The sequence below is a fragment of the Enterobacter kobei genome, assembly GCF_001729765.1.
In the GTDB taxonomy this organism is placed as follows: domain Bacteria; phylum Pseudomonadota; class Gammaproteobacteria; order Enterobacterales; family Enterobacteriaceae; genus Enterobacter; species Enterobacter kobei.
This window is the reverse complement of sequence record NZ_CP017181.1, coordinates 4,152,624-4,168,184: the sequence shown is the minus strand read 5'-3', so window position 1 is coordinate 4,168,184 and position 15,561 is coordinate 4,152,624. Positions and strand designations below refer to the sequence as shown.

The following is a 15,561-nucleotide window of genomic DNA, read 5'->3' as shown; positions in this document are numbered from 1 at the left end:
CGTTATGTCAGCAGTCCTATTTCCGGCGCCGCTGCTCTCGGTCGAGCGCCTGTCGATCCAGTTTGGTACACAGCGGGTGGTGGATGACGTCAGCTTTGCGCTCTGGCCGGGAAAAACTCTGTGCATTGCCGGCGAGTCGGGCAGCGGTAAATCGCTGACTTCGCTGGCGATCATGGGTTTGCTTCCGGAGGAGGCACAGATTCCAGGCGGCGCGATTATTTTTGATAACCAGGATTTGCTCAGCCTGCCGGAGCGGCAAATGCAGCTGCTGCGCGGCAAGTCGGTTGCCATGATTTTTCAGGAACCGATGACCTCGCTCAATCCGCTGATGACGGTGGGCCAGCAGCTGGAAGAGACGCTGCAACGCCACGAAGTGCTGGGCCGCCGTGAACGGCGCAGCCGGGTCAGCACGATGCTGGACGCGGTCAAAATCAGTCATGTGGAGAAGCGCCTGCAACAGTATCCGCACGAGCTTTCCGGCGGTATGCGCCAGCGGGTGATGATCGCCATGGCAATGCTGTGCCAGCCACAGGTGCTGATTGCCGATGAGCCGACTACGGCCCTCGACGTCACTATTCAGGCGCAGATCCTCGAGTTGATGCGCGAACTGCAGCAGGCGTTTTCCACCAGCCTGCTGTTGATCACCCACGATATGGGAGTGGTGGCAGAAATGGCCGATGATGTGCTGGTCATGAGTCACGGCAAAATCATGGAGCAGGCTCCGGCAAAAACGCTGTTTACCTCGCCGCAGGCGGCTTATACCCGCCAGCTGTTGCAGGCGGTACCGGTGCTGGGCCAGGCGCCCGCGCTGGCGCCGGTCGAGGCGACTCGACCGTTGCTCAGCGTCCGCGACCTCAGCGTGCGCTTTCCGGTGCGCGGCGACGGCCTGCGCGTGCGTCGCGAAGTCCATGCCGTCGATGGCGTCAGCTTCGATCTTTTCCCCGGCGAGACGTTGGGCATTGTCGGTGAAAGCGGCTGCGGTAAATCGACGACGGCAAAAGCGCTGATGAATATGGTGCCATTTAGCGGCAGCGCGCAGCTTAACGGACAGGAGCTGCACGGCCTGAAGGACGAGGCGTTAAGAGCGGTACGCCGCGATTTGCAGATGGTGTTTCAGGATCCCTGGGCGGCGCTCAATCCGCGCAAAACTATTTTCGACCTGGTTGGGGAGCCGCTGCTGATTCATGAGCAGATGCCCGCAGAACAGCGCACGGAGCGGGTGGTGCAGCTATTGCAGCAGGTCGGCCTGCCAGCGGAAGCGATGCGGCGTTATCCGCACCAGTTTTCCGGCGGCCAGCGCCAGCGCATTTGCATTGCCCGCGCGCTGGCGCTGAACCCGAAAGTGATCATCGCCGATGAATCGGTTTCCGCGCTGGATGTTTCAGTACAGGCGCAGGTGCTGACGCTGCTGGAAGATTTGCGTCAGCGCTATCGGCTCAGCTATCTGTTTATTTCCCATGATATGGCGGTGGTGGAGCGCATCTGCCACCGGGTAGCGGTGATGTTTGGCGGCCAGCTCGTGGAGATCGGCCCACGAGATCGAGTGTTGCACCATCCGCAGCATCCTTATACTCAGCACTTGCTCAGCGCCGTTCCTATACCTGACGTTCAGCAAAGACGGCAACCCCGAGCCACCAGCGCAATGCCGATAAGACCAGAACCGATCAAACCCATCGGCTATCAGAGAGTACCGCAGCGCTTTACCGATTTTGGCGACGGGCACCTCGTCGCCTGCTGAACAAAAAAGCATTCAAACCGGCGGATTTCCGCCGGTGGCAACACTGTTGCCACACAACTCGACGAAAGGCCATTAAACTGGAAAAGTTAGCACATAGCAGGACATAGAGCCGGTCTAAAATGCCCTAAATGCAACGTACCGTATCTTTTATTGTTAGACAAAACCGGAGGTAAACATGCTTAAACCGTCTTCTCCCTAGTGGTGTGATCTCACCACGCGGGAATTCAGTAAACTGGATATGGCGAATATCGTCGCCGTACTACCTATTTGCGCCGTAGAACAACACGGAGCTCATCTGCCGGTTCGGGTGTTTGCTGCCATTAATGCCAGCATTATTGAGCGAGCTGTAGAATTACTGCCTGCCAATTTACCGATGCTGGTGTTGGCCACTTTGCCTGTAGGTAAATCTGACGAACACCTAGCTTACCCTGACACACTTTCGTTGCCATATGATGTTCTGGGGAAAGTGTGTTTTGAAATGGCTAAAAGCGCCTGGCGCACAGGTATTCGCAAGATCGTTTTCTGGAATTCACAAGGCGGCCAGCCCTAATTGATGGAAATGGTTTGTCGCCAGCTGCGCATTGAATTGGAGATGTTTGCCGTCGGTGCCAGCTGCTTCCGCCCCAAGACCTCCGAGGTGTAAGGCGCGTTGAATATCGGGAAGAACCGGCCCGAGGCTCGTAATGGGGGCGCGCAGATTAGCGCCAATCAGCACAATGCTGACGTACAAGCCCCAGCGGGAAGTTGTCCTAGTGGGGTTGGAGGGGGAAAGCGCAGAAGACACGGCAACCTCATAACATCAACGAGCCACAAGTGACGTAGCCCTAGTGATGCGTTGGTTGACGTTAACGCTTACGCGAGATTCGGAAGATAGGAGACGGATCCGTATATCACCACATCCCTTAAAACCCGGCGATCAAACCAGCGCCGGACCGGAGTGTCCTTGACTACACCTCGCCCGAAAGGGCGAGATAGCGGGGTAGAGCTAACCAGGACAGGGGGCAAACGGGCAGAATTTATAGTCCGGTAACCGGCTACGTCGGGCTTTCGGCGCCATTTGACTCCACAGACGCATGTAACCTCATCTGGCGCCTCCATGCCGCAAAGCGGCATTCAGAAGACTGGCTGCGCACTGCTCGCCAGTCCGGACCTGATGTTCAGTCCAGGGGCTACGGTTCCGGATGAAACCCGCCTCCGGTTAAGATATATTCAGCTCCCAAAACAAAGGAAAAAACTCCCCAGTGAATCTGACAGAAAAATCAGCACATTTGGCGTGGTGCGCCTTGGTGGCGCTGGCGTTAGCCAGGCAAAACGGTGACGTTGTGTCACCGGTACAGGAAAATCTCTTTCTCACCCGCTGGCTGGCGACAGCACTGAAGCAACGTCGTTTTTCGCGTGACGTGGCCCCTGACATCGAGTGGCTTCTGAAACAGGGCCGACAGCTGGGCGTCAATGCTAAACTGGCCCGTAAGCTGAACTACCTCTGGCGTTCCAGCTCCGGGGAGTTGTCTGCGCAGAATGACCTGTTCCGGTTGACCCATGCTCTGGAAACGGCGAAAGATATGTGCTGGAACTACCGACTATGCAGTTACCCTGAATGACAGCATAAACGGCATTTATCTTTCACGCTCCAGTCTCGATGCTGCTTTTGATGACGATGGTCGACAGATAAATCCTTTGATAGGGGTCCGCTTGGAAAACGGAATCTATGGTCACTCCCGTTTTTGCAACACCGATTTTGACGACAAGTTGGCTTGCTTGAATCTATCCGGCGTCTGAATGGGATTTTATTCCCGCGCCTCGATGAGTTCCGCGCCTGATGAACCTCCAGAAAATATACGGCTTCAATGAGCCTTTCCGTTTTACAGGTTCCTCAACAGGCCGGTGGGCCGTTAGTATCATCAATATCAGTATTCGCAAAACCAGATGAATGATTGTTTAAACTGGTGTATTTCTGCCTTTATGCTTCGTAAGTTTGCTGTCGCGCCGTCAGTGCCCAGGCTATTCTGGCCAGCTTGTTTGCCAGAGCACAGGTGACGACAAAGTTGCTTTTCCGACACAACAACTCCCTGACCCAGTCGGCCAACTTGCCAGACTGGTGTTCCAGTTTTTGTATGAATACCCTGGCACACTGAACCAACAAAGTTCGGATCTTTTTGTTGCCCCGCTTGCTAATCCCTAACAATGTCGTCCGACCTCCCGTGCTGTACTGTCGGGGTACCAGCCCTGTTGCCGCCGCAAAGTCACGGCTGCTGGCGTACTGCTTCCCGTCGCCAATCTCAGTTGAAATAGTACTGGCAGTCAGCGTTCCAACGCAGGGAATACTCAGCAAGCGCTGTCCAACCTCATCTTCGTCCAACTTTCGTTTCAACTGAGATTCCAGATCTTTAATCTGCTCAACAAGATAGTGATAATGCTGTTGTAATTTCAGCAGTAACTGGCTGAGATAAAGAGGCAAACTACTGTCCTCAAGAAGGGTACTCAGTCGACTAATAACGGCAGCACCTCGCGGAACGCTGATACCAAATTCCAGCAGAAAAGCATGCATCTGATTAGTTGTTTTCACCTTATCCTGAACCAGGGATTCACGGACACGATGCAGAGCTCGCATTGCCTGCTGAGATTCGGTTCTGGGCTGCACGAAACGCATAGATGGACGTGATGCTGCTTCACAGATAGCTTCAGCATCAACGAAGTCATTTTTGTTGCTTTTAACGAATGGGCGGACAAATTGCGGTGATATCAGCTTTGGAAAATGCCCTAACTCTGCCAGCTTGCGTGCCATAAAGTGAGAACCGCCACAGGCTTCCATCGCGATGGTTGTTGCCGGGCATGTCGCCAGAAATTCGATTAGCTTTGGTCGGGTGAATTTTTTACGGTAAACGGCCTTCCCACGATGATCCTGACAATGAATATGGAAAGAGTTCTTACCCAGATCGATACCAATAAGCGCAATGTTTTCCATGATGGTTCTCCGAATGAAAGCCTGTCCTCAGCATAGTACTGGGAAGGAGGGAGTGACCATCTCATTAAATATCCTACGTTAAGCCTGTTTTTTGAGCTGGCATGACGGGCAGTTGTGAGCGATAAGCAGACCTTCATTAAGCAAACGGAGGTTGATATTTTCCTGTTGAGGAAAAGTGCTTATCACTACTCATACTAAATTTTAGCCTTAGCGCATTTGGCTAAGAATGATACGGTCAAACGGCTTTGTTGAATAAATCGAACTTTTGCTGAGTTGAAGGATCAGATCACGCATCCTCCCGACAACACAGACCGTTCCGTGGCAAAGCAAAAGTTCAAAATCACCAACTGGCCCACCTACAACAAAGCCCTCATCAACCGTGGCTCCCTCCCTTTCTGGCTGGACGATGAAGCGATTCATGCCTGGTATGAGTCGGCAACGCCTTCATCACGGGGAAGACCTCAGCGTTATTCTGACCTTGCCATCACCACCGTCCTGATGATTAAACGCCTGTTCCGGCTGACCCTGCGGGCTGCGCAGGGTTTTATTGATTCCATTTTTGCCCTGATGAACGTTCCGTTGCGCTGCCCGGATTACAGCAGTGTCAGCAAGCGGGCAAAGTCGGTTAATGTCTGTTTCAAAACACCCACCCTGGGTGAAATCGCACACCTGGTGATTGATTCCACCGGGCTGAAGGTTTTTGGTGAAGGCAAATGGAAAGTCAAAAATCACGGCAAAGAGCGCCGTCGTACCTGGCGGAAGCTGCATCTGGCCGTTGACAGCAGAACACATGAAGTCATCTGCGCGGACCTGTCTCTGAACAACGTCACGGACTCAGAAGCTTTCCCGGGTCTTATCCGGCAGACACACAGAAAAATCAGGGCAGCCGCAGCAGACGGCGCTTACGACACCCGACTCTGTCACGATGAACTGCGGCGCAAGAAAATCAGTGCCCTCATCCCGCCCCGAAAAGGAGCGGGTTACTGGCCCGTAGAGTACGCAGACCGTAACCGTGCAGTAGCGAATCAGCGGCTGACCGGGAGTAATGCCCGGTGGAAATGGACAACAGATTACAACCGTCGCTCGATAGCGGAGACGGCCATGTACAGGGTAAAGCAACTGTTCGGAGGTTCACTGACGCTGTGTGATTACGATGGTCAGGTAGCAGAGGCTTTGGGCATGGTGCGTGCGCTGAATAAAATAACGAAGGCTGGTATGCCAGAAAGCGTGCGTATTGCCTGAAAACCCGGTCAGCTACAGAGTCACTCGTCCTGAAGCTGATTTATTCAACAAAGCCTCAGATCACGCGTATTCTGGACAGCATTGCACTGTTCCGAGGCTATCCGGCGACGATAAGAACTGACCAGGGGCCGGAGTTCACTTGCCGCGCACTGGATCAATGGGCTTTTGAGCATGGTGTTGAGTTGCGCTTAATTCAGCCGGGTAAGCCAACGCAGAACGGATTTATTGAGAGCTTTAACGGACGATTTCGCGATGAATGCCTGAATGAGCACTGGTTCAGCGATATCGTTCACGCAAGGAAAATCATTAATGACTGGCGGCAGGATTATAACGAGTGTCGTCCACATTCAGCACTGAATTATCAGACGCCATCAGAGTTTGCAGCACGGTGGCGAAATGGAAAATGTGAAGGTAAACAAACCGACCTTACTAACTGACGGTTGTATCTAATCCTGGGGGCAGGTCACTCGCTGTACGCTTACGGAAGAACTTCTCCGGGATGTGCTGTTTCAGGCGCGCCACGATGTCCCTCTGCGTCAGCCTCTCTGTGGCCAGCTCGCCCGTGTTGTGGTCGTGGTAGCGAAAGCTCAGCGTGGCACTTCCGGCGTAGTGCGCCAGCCGGGAGCCCGCTATCGGCGGCTTTTTCAGGTAACGCCCCAGGTATTTCACGGTGTTTTTGCCACCGTCCGTCTTTTTTGACATGTAGACGTGCCAGTAGTCGCCTCCGGCCGTCAGTATCAGACTGCGCCATTGTGATTCGGTGGTGATATGTGACAGGGACGGCGGCAGGGCCACGCCTTCGAACTAGACGCTCAGCAGAAGCTGGCGGATATTCCACATCCAGCGGGCGCGCATGGCATCCTTACGGAAGCTGATTTTCTTCCACTTCCCGTGCTCATCGATACCGCCACAGGTGACGGAGACGTGGACATGAGGGTGCCAGTTCTGCCTGATAAAAATGTCAGGGCAGGTCTGCGCGAATACGCCTCATTGTCGCTACATTTTCTCCCTGGCATATAGCGAATTTATTGCCAACGCTGCCGCTGCGGTGCGATTGTCCACACTCAGCTTTGGAAATACAATTTCAAGGTGTTTATTCACGGTTCTGGGGCTAAGGTTTAAAATATCGCCAATTTCGCGGTTTGTTTTTCCCCTGGCAATCCACAGGAGGACTTCGGCTTCTCGTTGCGTCAGCCCTAGGTTGTTTTTCAGGCGTTTCACCGCTTCGACTTCTTCATGTCCTTTGATCTCTTCAATACGTAGCAAACTTTCTCCTTCAGCGGTCCGGCGTGAAAGATAGAATTTCAGAGCGATGCCTTGCGATGAAAGATCTAAGGGTATTTTTAAACCTTCCGTATTGTTCAGCCAACCGATGATCCGGTTTACTATTTTTTTATTGGGTTCATACCCGGTATCGCTGAAGTTTTTCATCAGTTGCCATGCATTGGGCGTGGCCCAGCGTAGTTGCCCCTCTTTGCTAAAAACACATAAGGTCTGGCCAACGGAATCCATCGCGCTATAGGCACTGACCGTTAATTTTGAGTTCCGCAAGTGGGTACGCATTCTGACAACCAGCTCTTCCGTGCGTATCGGCTTAATTACGTAATCGACCACCCCGGCATCAAATGCATCAACGATATTCTGCGTATCACTCAGGCCTGTCATGAAAATAATCGGGGTATGCCGCAGCCCCGGATTTTGCCGCAGGCGCTTACTGGTTGAAAACCCATCCAGATGCGGCATTACGGCATCAAGCAGAATGATATCCGGGGTTATCTGGCTGGTTATCGAAAGGGCTTGATTACCCTCCAGAGCGACCAGAACGGTAAAACCGGCTTCATCAAGCGTGTCATTCAACATACTTACCGTGTTGATATCATCATCGACGATAAGTACCGTCGGCTTTGCTATTGCCATTTTTCTCTCCCTCCGGGCGTTCAAGACTCTCGACTATCTCTTTGAATCGAAAGCGCCTCAGCAACTCGGCAAATTTTTCGCCCTCGGCTTTGCTGATCTGGTTAGCGGAAATATGTTTGTCCAGCAGTTCACGAAACCCTCTCACATAACCCAATCTGGCCATCTCTTTTAACGACTCAATCTGGACACGGGTAAGCTGCGAGCGTGGTTCATGTATTTCCGGCTGCTTTGGCGGCTGACATTCCGTGCGCCACTGGAGATGCAATATTTCACCGATGTTCTCCAGTAGTAAAGGGAAACGCAGCGGTTTAACCAGGTAGCGAACTTCCCCTTCGCCAGTGAAATGGCGGCATTTACCCTCATCCGCTTCCGCAGAAATCATAATTACCGGCGCTAATTGTCCCTTATTACGTAACTGACGTAGCAGTTCCCACCCCGACATTTCAGGCATTGCAACATCCAGAAGAAGAAGGTCGATATGATTTTGCCGGGCTAAATGTAGCGCGACATGACCATTTTCGGCTGTTAGCAGCGTGAAGCCTATGGGCGTGAGTAAATCCATCATCAGCTGCCGATGGGATTCATCATCGTCAACTACCAGCAGGGTGTGTCGCTTGCCTGGATATCCGGTGATTACCGCAGGCTCGGCGGGTTGGTAGGCATCCCCGCTATAGCTTGGCAGCATCAGGGTGAGTTTAAACGTTGTGCCTTCGCCACGGATGCTTTCCACCTGGAGATCGCCACCCATGATATAAGTCAGAAGCCGGGTAATCGTCAGCCCAAGGCCCGTCCCGATCCGACGACTATCGCCGGATACGCGTTCGAAAGGCTTAAAGATGCGTTCCAGGTTCTCAGGGGCGATGCCGATGCCGGTATCGTGAACCGAGAAAAACGCCACCTCGCTACGATACTGGAAATCGAGGGTTACACTGCCTCTGTCCGTGAATTTAACCGCATTAGAAAGCAGATTGATAAGAATTTGCCGGAGGCGTTTCTCATCCGTCATCACCGCCTCGGGCAGCCAGTGTGGGGCGTTGTAGTGAAATGTCAGTCCTTTATCGCTGGCCTGTTGTTCAAACATGGCGACCAGTTGCTGCACCAAATCGCCAATGCGCACTTCTTCACGATATATTTCTAATTTTCCCGCTTCAATTTTCGAAATATCCAGTAATCCCTCAATTAGATTAGCCAGATGCTCGCCGCTTCTGCGCATAATACCGATACCGCGCTGCCGGGCTGGGGGGATATCATCAGCACGTTCGAGTAATTGCGCATAACCCAGCATCGCATTGAGCGGCGTTCTGAGTTCATGAGTAATGCCGGTGAGATAGCGGCTTTTGGCCTGATTAGCATCGTCGGCATCTTCCTTTGCCTGCTGCAATTGCCGGTCCGTCGCTTCATGGGCAATAATTTCTTTCATCAGACGGTCGCTTTGCAGGCGCAATTCCTCTTGCGCAATCTGGCGACTTTTATTTGTCAGGACAAATAGCCAGGTGGTGACGCCGGTTACGATAAGCAGGATAAAAAAAACTTTCCATAACGCCGCGGCGAGAAGGTCCTGCTCGCTGCCGAATTCATCGCGCATCTGAGCGAAAACCAGCATCAAAAGCAGACCGATGACGGAACTGAATAACAGCAAAATGCTGATAAAACTCCACACTCTGGGATCAATTTTGCGTAATGATTTTTCTTTAATAAATATCCCGATAAGCTTTGAAGCCTGTTCCGTATAGCGCGCATGAGGTTTGCAAGTATCGTTGCACTGGACATCGAGAGAACAACATAGTGAGCAAATACTGCCCTGATAAAAAGGACAATAGCTCATCTCTGGTTTTTCAAAATAATTACCGCAGACACAGCATTCCGTTGCCGTGACCTGCACCGGCGTCCGGGAAAAATAGTAACGTCCGCGAGTCAGCCAGGCGATGAAGGGGGCGGTGATAAACGTCAGACACAACGATAACATTGAGGCAAAAACCTGTAGAGGATGACCAAGCCATCCCATCCAGGCTGAGAGACCGCAGAGCATGGCGAGCGTCATCGAACCGATGCCGACAGGATTGATATCGTAGAGATAGGCCCGGCGAAACTCTATTTCCGCGGGTCGTAATTTAAGCCACTTATTTAACGTGAGATCGGCAACCACGCTGCCAAGCCAGGATGTGGCCGCCACCGCATAAATGCCCAGGATATCCTCAAATACGCGATAAACGCCAAGTTCCATCAATAACAGAGCAATACCGACATTAAAAAACAGCCACACGACGCGCCCTGGATGACGATGGGTCAGGCGCAGGAAAAAATTAGACCATGCGATCGAGCCGGCATATGCATTGGTGACGTTAATTTTGAGCTGGGAGAGCACCACAAAAATACCGGTTAATGCCAGTAGCGTTGATGATGAATGGGTGACATAGCTAAATGCCACCAGATACATATGGGTGGGTTCGCTGGCCACTTCCGCGCCGAGTCCGTAATTAAACGCCAGCACGGCGAGGAAGGAGCCGAGCAGGATCTTGATGGCGCCGATGACAACCCACCCCGGACCTGCGGCAATTACTGCGCCATACCATCTCCAGCGGGCCGGATGTTGTGGCTTTGGTAAAAAACGAACCTGATCGACCTGCTCTCCCACTTGACTTACCAGTGAGAGCAGTACGGAACAGACGGCGCCGAGCTGAAGGAAATCGAAAGAACCATCGCGGGCTGTAATAAAACCAGGGAAGTCGATCCAGTTTTGCAGCACATGATGTTCACGTATTAAAATGAAAATAAAGGGTAATAGCTGTAGCGCCAGCCAGCAAAACTGGGTGAACTGCTGAAAACGGGAAATAAAAGTGAACCCCCAGGTGACGAGGGGAATAACAACAACGGAACCAATCAGATAACCAAAGTGCAATGGCAGGCCAAACAGCATATTAAGCGCCATCGCCATAATAGCGGCTTCCAGGGCGAAAAATATAAAGGTGAAAGAAGCATAGATTAACGAGGTCACCGTGGAACCAAGGTAGCCAAATCCGGCGCCGCGGGTCAGCAAATCAATATCCAGGCCGTTTTTTGCGGCATTAATGGCAATCGGCATTGATAGCGCAAAGATAATAATGCTAACTAAGATAACCGCCACCCCCACATAATTAAATCCATAGGTTAACGTCAGCGCGCCGCCAATGGCTTCAAGCGCCAAAAAGGTAATTGCGCTGAGCGCTGTCATAACAACTCGCTTTGCGCTCCAGCGTCGTGCCGAGACCGGCGTATAGCGGAGCGCAAAATCCTCGAGAGTCTGATTGGTCACCCACTGGTTGTAGCGTCTGCGCGATTTAAACGCCTTTTGCTGAACGGTCATTCACTGCTCCTGAAATGATAAAAATGCTGAACTTAACCACAGGCGCGTCTTAGTATTTTCTTGTTATCGCGCACGTGAGCATGTCTTGATTATGAGAATTAACCAATACGTTAAATGACGTAGCCGCTGCGTTACCTCGCGCATTGTTGGATTGCTGGACTCTCTCGCATGATAGCCCCAGTTGAGATGAACCATAACGATTATGAGGGCTACCATGAACATTCGTGATTTACCCCAGCCACATAGCAATATGAAAATCCCGAGCCCAGGCCGGTTTCACCAGGCGTGCCTCAAAGCGAAACTTTTGGCGATTGCCGGCCTGATGATGGCAGCTAATACGGCCATCGCCGCCCCGGCGACGTCAGTGGTTAATACCACGGGCCTGGCGGTCACCGACAATAGCGTCAAGGTCGGGATACTGCATTCATCCACAGGCACGATGGCCATCAGTGAAACCGGCTCGATTCAGGCTGAAAAGCTGGCTATTGAGCAGATTAACGCTGCCGGAGGGGTACTGGGGAGAAAAATTGAATATGTACAGGAAGACGGGGCCAGCGACTGGCCGACCTTTGCAGAAAAAGCGCGTAAGTTACTGGTCAGTGATAAGGTCGCCGCTATCTTCGGCGGCTGGACTTCGGCTTCCCGCAAAGCCATGCTGCCGGTACTTGAGCAATATAACGGCATGCTCTATTACCCAACCTTTTACGAAGGGCTTGAGCAATCGCCAAACGTTATTTATACCGGACAGGAAGCTACTCAACAGATAATCTCCGGCATTGATTGGGTAGTTAAAAATAAACATGCAAAAACCTTCTACCTGCTTGGCTCTGATTATATTTGGCCGCGTACTGCAAACAAAATCGCCCGTCACCATATTGAAAAGCTGGGGCTGAAAGTCGTTGGCGAAGATTATTACCCACTCGGTAATACGCAGTTCAATTCGGTTATTAACAAAATAAAACTCAAGAAGCCTGATGTTATCTATGCCATTGTTGTCGGCGGTTCGAATGTGGCCTTCTATAAGCAATTGAAGGCGGCGGGGATCGATATGACGCAGGAGAAACCGCTGCTGCTGACCATCTCCGTCACGGAAGATGAGATCCGCGGTATTGGCGGCGAAAATATCGTCGGCGCCTATGCCTCGATGAAGTATTTCCAGAGTATGGATAATCCGGAAAATAAAAGCTTTGTCGCCGCATTTAAAAAGCGCTGGGGTAATGACATGGTTATCGGCGATGTCACTCAGGCGGCCTATCTTGGCCCATGGTTATGGAAAGCGGCGGTTGAGAAAGCTGGCTCGTTCGACGTGGACAAAATTCGTAAGGCCTCGCCCGGTATTGAGTTCAAAGATGCGCCGGAAGGGTATGTACGCATCCATGATAACCATCATCTGTGGTCCAAAACGGTTATCGGTCGCGCTCGTGCGGATGGGCAGTACGACGTGATTTATCAGACGCCAGAACTTATCGAACCGAACCCATTCCCGAAAGACTAACCGACGCTTCCCCCCATATAGCGTGGGGGGTCTTTGACTTCACCGAGGATACTTCCATGTTCAGCGATTATAACTTCGCCGATTTGGCTTCCATTTTTGTCATGCAGGGGTTTTCGGGGCTCAGCCTGTTCGCCGTGTTTGTTCTGATGTCGCTTGGACTCGCTATTATTTTTGGCCAGATGGGCGTGATTAATATGGCTCATGGCGAGTTCATGATCCTGGGTGCTTATGTCACATGGTTGACCGGTAAGTTTTTCAGCGCTTATCTGCCTTCAATCTTCGGCATCTACTTCTTTGTTGCCATTGCCCTTGCTTTCCTGTGTACCGCCTTGCTGGGTACGCTCGTTGAGAAAATCCTGATACGGCATCTGTATAAACGCCCCCTCGACACGCTGCTGGCGACATGGGGTCTGAGCCTGATTCTACAGCAGTGCTATCGTTCGCTATTTGGTCCCCGCGAAGTCGGCGTTGACTTACCTTCATGGCTAATGGGGTCGTATCAGTTTGCCGACAATATTGATATTCCTGTTAATGGGGTATTTGTTCTGCTGCTGACCGTAGTTATTACCGCTTTTACGGCCTGGCTGATTTATTTCTCCGCCTGGGGAATAAAAGTCCGCGCGGTGGTACTTAACCGCCAGATGGCCAGCGCGGTGGGTATTAATACGGCTCAGGTCGATAGTCGAACCTTCGCACTTGGGTGCGGCATCGCCGGGATCGCCGGAAGCGCCTTTACCATGATCGGCTCAACAGGTCCAACGGCTGGCCAGCAGTATATCGTTGACACCTTCCTGGTGGTGGTGTTTGGCGGCGCGCAAAGTTTGCTCGGCACGCTCGCCTCCGCATTTGCCATTTCACAATCGCAATCCACGCTGGAGTTTTTCCTGAGCGGTTCAATGGCGAAGGTGATTACGCTACTGATCGTGGTCGGCATTCTGCTATTGCGTCCGCAAGGTCTTTTCGCCAACCGGGTCCGCCGCTAGGAGTTTATGATGAAACGCATGCAAAATTATCCGCTACTGGGTATTGCCCTGGTGATAGGCCTTATTTTTATCGTCATGCCGCTAACCCTGGATCTTTTCCGTTTAAACCTGATCGGTAAATACCTGACTTATGCATTTGTTGCCGTCGGGCTGGTACTTTGTTGGGGCTACAGCGGTATTCTGAGCCTGGGGCAGGGCATCTTTTTTGGCCTCGGCGGTTATTGTATGGCCATGTTTCTCAAGCTGGAAGCTTCCTCGCCAGCGGAAACAAAAATGCAAACCACCCCGGGCATCCCGGATTTTATGGACTGGAATCAGCTAACCGCTTTGCCCTCGTTCTGGCAGCCATTCCATTCTTTTAGTCTGACAATTCTGGCTATTTTAATCGTGCCCACTATTTGCGCATTGATTCTCGGCAGCGCAATGTTTAAACGCCGCGTTGGCGGTGTGTACTTCGCTATTATCACCCAGGCTATCTCCGCGATCCTGACGATTCTTATTATCGGACAACAGGGTTACACCGGGGGAATTAACGGCATCACGGATTTACGCACGCTTTTAGGTTGGGATATCCGTACTGATTCTGCACGCTATATCCTCTACTTTATTAATGCTGTTTTACTGATGCTGGTTGTGAGCGCGGGCTATTTTATTGTGAATAGCAAGCTCGGCCGACTGATGGTTGCCATTCGCGATAAGGAAGACCGCGTTCGTTTCTCTGGTTATGATGTCGCGAATATCAAAACGGTGGTTTTCTGCATTAGCGCTCTGTTTTCGGCGATCGGTGGCGCGATGTTCACTCTGCAAGTAGGGTTCATGTCGCCAGGGTTTATTGGCACTGTTGCTTCAATTGAAATGGTCGTTTTCTGTGCCGTGGGCGGGCGAGGTTCTTTGCTGGGGGCAGTATATGGCGCCCTTATCGTCAATGCCGCCAAGAGCAGTATTTCCGAGTCTTTTCCTGAACTCTGGACGATTGCCATGGGCCTGCTCTTTATTGCCGTCGTGCTGATTTTCCCGAAAGGACTGGCAGGGCTTTATCAGCAATATATTCACCCGATCGTGATGTCGCTGCTGCGCAAAAAGAGTATGACCAAACCCAGAGTAAACACCGGAGTGCTGAAATGAAAAATCCGATAAAAGAAATAATTTTAGCGGTAGAGGGATTAACCGTTTCATTTAATGGCTTCAAAGCCGTCGATGATTTTTCAATGTACATCGATGAGGGGCAGATTTACGTTATTATTGGCCCAAATGGCGCGGGTAAGACAACAGTGCTTGATCTCATTTGCGGGAAAACAAAGCTAACCAGCGGCAGCATCAAATTTCGCAATAAGGAACTGAGTAAACTTCGGGAAAATAAAATTGTTCATGAAGGGGTTGGGCGTAAATTCCAGAATCCATCAATCTATGAGAACTTAACGGTATTTGAAAATCTCGAGTTATCTTATCCCAAAGCCAGAACCGCGTTGGGCGCCATGTTCTTTCGTCGCACGCCAGAAATAATCGCTGCGGTCGAACAGGTTGCTGGCGAAATTTTCCTTGCCGATTACCTACATACGCAGGCTGACCTTCTCAGCCATGGGCAAAAGCAGTGGTTAGAAATAGGGATGCTACTAATACAAGATCCTAAGCTCATGATGCTGGACGAACCCGTGGCAGGCATGTCTGTCGCCGAACGCCAAAAAACCGCGCAGCTCCTGCGCAAAATTGCCGGGGGACGTTCTGTACTGGTGATTGAACACGACATGCAGTTCGTCGAAGACATTGCCGATCATGTCACCGTCATGCACCAGGGAAAAGTATTGTCGGAAGGTAGCATCAATAAAGTCAAAAACGACCCTCGGGTTATTGACGTTTATCTTGGTCATTAAGGAGACA

Annotated in this window: 9 protein-coding genes and 4 pseudogenes; 9 read left to right on the top strand and 4 right to left on the bottom strand. The window is 51.6% G+C overall.

All coding sequences use genetic code 11. From position 1 onward, the window contains the following. The first annotated feature begins 4 nt into the window (after positions 1–4). The 3 genes and pseudogenes from BFV64_RS20170 to BFV64_RS20160 all read left to right on the top strand — a co-directional run bounded on the left by BFV64_RS20170 (position 5) and on the right by BFV64_RS20160 (position 3,517). Positions 5–1,738 (top strand): ABC transporter ATP-binding protein, encoded by a 1,734-nt coding sequence (locus tag BFV64_RS20170; RefSeq protein ID WP_069602392.1) that lies wholly within the window; start codon positions 5–7, stop codon positions 1,736–1,738. Between the two features lie 217 nt (positions 1,739–1,955). Further along, positions 1,956–2,288, top strand: a pseudogene (locus tag BFV64_RS20165) (creatininase family protein); the annotation flags it as partial. Positions 2,289–2,979: 691 nt separating this feature from the next. Further along, positions 2,980–3,517 (top strand): annotated as a pseudogene (locus BFV64_RS20160) (DUF2913 family protein). A 181-nt stretch (positions 3,518–3,698) separates the two neighbouring features. On the opposite strand, the gene BFV64_RS20155 reads toward BFV64_RS20160, so the two are convergent. Further along, on the bottom strand, positions 3,699–4,703 hold the full coding sequence (locus tag BFV64_RS20155; RefSeq protein WP_000427614.1) for an IS110-like element IS5075 family transposase: 1,005 nt from the start codon (positions 4,701–4,703) through the stop codon (positions 3,699–3,701). 318 nt (positions 4,704–5,021) lie between these two features. On the opposite strand from BFV64_RS20155, the gene BFV64_RS20150 reads away from it, so the two are divergent. Together BFV64_RS20150 and BFV64_RS20145 are read left to right on the top strand one after the other, a co-directional pair. After that, positions 5,022–5,945 (top strand): IS5 family transposase, encoded by a 924-nt coding sequence (locus BFV64_RS20150; RefSeq protein WP_069602391.1) that lies wholly within the window; start codon positions 5,022–5,024, stop codon positions 5,943–5,945. A 56-nt stretch (positions 5,946–6,001) separates the two neighbouring features. After that, positions 6,002–6,382: pseudogene (locus BFV64_RS20145) on the top strand (integrase core domain-containing protein); the annotation flags it as partial. 43 nt (positions 6,383–6,425) lie between these two features. Here the strand turns inward: BFV64_RS20145 and BFV64_RS20140 are convergent. From BFV64_RS20140 to BFV64_RS20130, 3 genes and pseudogenes are all read right to left on the bottom strand, one after another. Beyond that, positions 6,426–6,896: pseudogene (locus BFV64_RS20140) on the bottom strand (transposase); the annotation flags it as partial. Between the two features lie 45 nt (positions 6,897–6,941). Next, positions 6,942–7,862: a response regulator gene (locus tag BFV64_RS20135; protein WP_004181990.1), complete on the bottom strand. Its 921-nt coding sequence runs from the start codon at positions 7,860–7,862 to the stop codon at positions 6,942–6,944. Beyond that, positions 7,825–11,205, bottom strand: a complete 3,381-nt coding sequence (locus BFV64_RS20130; protein WP_069602389.1) for a hybrid sensor histidine kinase/response regulator — start codon at positions 11,203–11,205, stop codon at positions 7,825–7,827. Before BFV64_RS20130 ends, BFV64_RS20135 begins: the two co-directional genes overlap by 38 nt. 325 nt (positions 11,206–11,530) lie before the next feature. Here BFV64_RS20130 and urtA point away from each other — a divergent pair, with 325 nt between their 5' ends. Genes urtA through urtD form a run of 4 tightly spaced genes read left to right on the top strand, consistent with a single transcriptional unit; the run spans position 11,531 to position 15,554 of the window. Next, a complete protein-coding gene (gene urtA / locus BFV64_RS20125) occupies positions 11,531–12,700 on the top strand; it encodes an urea ABC transporter substrate-binding protein (protein WP_227508467.1) in 1,170 nt (389 codons plus the stop codon). Positions 12,701–12,756: 56 nt separating this feature from the next. Beyond that, entirely contained in the window at positions 12,757–13,683 is a 927-nt protein-coding gene (gene urtB, locus BFV64_RS20120) for an urea ABC transporter permease subunit UrtB (RefSeq protein ID WP_004181993.1), read from the top strand. Positions 13,684–13,692: 9 nt separating this feature from the next. Then, positions 13,693–14,808 (top strand): urea ABC transporter permease subunit UrtC, encoded by a 1,116-nt coding sequence (gene urtC / locus BFV64_RS20115; RefSeq protein WP_032638062.1) that lies wholly within the window; start codon positions 13,693–13,695, stop codon positions 14,806–14,808. Next, positions 14,805–15,554: an urea ABC transporter ATP-binding protein UrtD gene (urtD, locus tag BFV64_RS20110; RefSeq protein ID WP_004181995.1), complete on the top strand. Its 750-nt coding sequence runs from the start codon at positions 14,805–14,807 to the stop codon at positions 15,552–15,554. The genes urtC and urtD overlap by 4 nt, the downstream gene beginning before the upstream one ends. Positions 15,555–15,561 lie beyond the last annotated feature (7 nt).

What these genes read in the sequence shown, in the direction of transcription:
- BFV64_RS20170 (WP_069602392.1), top strand. Translation starts at nt 5, where the DNA reads ATGTCAGCAGTCCTATTTCCGGCGCCGCTGCTCTCGGTCGAGCGCCTG.
- BFV64_RS20155 (WP_000427614.1), bottom strand. Translation starts at nt 4,703, where the DNA reads ATGGAAAACATTGCGCTTATTGGTATCGATCTGGGTAAGAACTCTTTC.
- BFV64_RS20135 (WP_004181990.1), bottom strand. Translation starts at nt 7,862, where the DNA reads ATGGCAATAGCAAAGCCGACGGTACTTATCGTCGATGATGATATCAAC.
- BFV64_RS20130 (WP_069602389.1), bottom strand. Translation starts at nt 11,205, where the DNA reads ATGACCGTTCAGCAAAAGGCGTTTAAATCGCGCAGACGCTACAACCAG.
- urtA (WP_227508467.1), top strand. Translation starts at nt 11,531, where the DNA reads ATGGCAGCTAATACGGCCATCGCCGCCCCGGCGACGTCAGTGGTTAAT.
- urtB (WP_004181993.1), top strand. Translation starts at nt 12,757, where the DNA reads ATGTTCAGCGATTATAACTTCGCCGATTTGGCTTCCATTTTTGTCATG.
- urtC (WP_032638062.1), top strand. Translation starts at nt 13,693, where the DNA reads ATGAAACGCATGCAAAATTATCCGCTACTGGGTATTGCCCTGGTGATA.
- urtD (WP_004181995.1), top strand. Translation starts at nt 14,805, where the DNA reads ATGAAAAATCCGATAAAAGAAATAATTTTAGCGGTAGAGGGATTAACC.